The sequence below is a fragment of the Pseudomonas sp. ACN8 genome (assembly GCF_002303925.1).
GTDB lineage: Bacteria > Pseudomonadota > Gammaproteobacteria > Pseudomonadales > Pseudomonadaceae > Aquipseudomonas.
This window is the reverse complement of record NZ_MRCS01000128.1, coordinates 1-671: the sequence shown is the minus strand read 5'-3', so window position 1 is coordinate 671 and position 671 is coordinate 1. Positions and strand designations below refer to the sequence as shown.

At 56.9% G+C, this 671-nt stretch carries 1 protein-coding gene; it reads left to right on the top strand.

What is annotated here, in order from left to right; all coding sequences use genetic code 11:
* A partial coding sequence (locus tag BSF44_RS29245; RefSeq protein WP_095946433.1) for a transposase occupies window positions 1–671 on the top strand: 671 nt, incomplete at both ends.

Here is a 671-nt window from a genome sequence, read left to right as displayed (position 1 = left end):
ACGATTTACATGGTGGGAGGCTATGAACTCAAACATTATCGCGAAGGCGTGAAGATCCGCGCCAAAACCGACGCACTGGATGCCAAGCTGCTGGCTCGTTACCTGAAGAACGAGGCCGAGGAGTTGCGTCCCTGGACCCCGCCCTCACCGCTGTACCGCCAGCTCCTGAGCCTTTTCCGCCGTCGCGCAGCCTTGGTCCAGGCCAGGGTCGGCCTGGTGCAGAGCTGGTCGAATGAGCCGCTGCTCAAGGCGGCTTTTGCCGAGCAAGTGAAGTCCATGCAGCAGCTTGAGACGCTGATCGAAAAGACGATCAACGATCAACTCAAAGAGGCCGGTTTGCTCGGTCAATTGAAGCGCTGCCTGAAAGTTGAGGGTATTGGATTTTTGACTGGGGCCCGCTTGATAACCGCATTTCAACGAGGAGATTTTAGAAACGCGGATGCATTTATCGCCTTCTTGGGCATGGATTTACGGGTGGCGAAATCAGGACAGAAGGACGCTCGCCGCAGTTTGAGCAAGCGCGGTGACCCCGAGGCCCGCCGACTTCTGCACAATGCAGCGATGTCGGCTAGCCGTACGAAAGCCTGGAAAGGGTATTACGAAGAACAAAGAACTCGGGGGTTCAGCACCACTCAGGCGCTAGTGATGCTGGCTCGCAAGCTTGCTCGGGT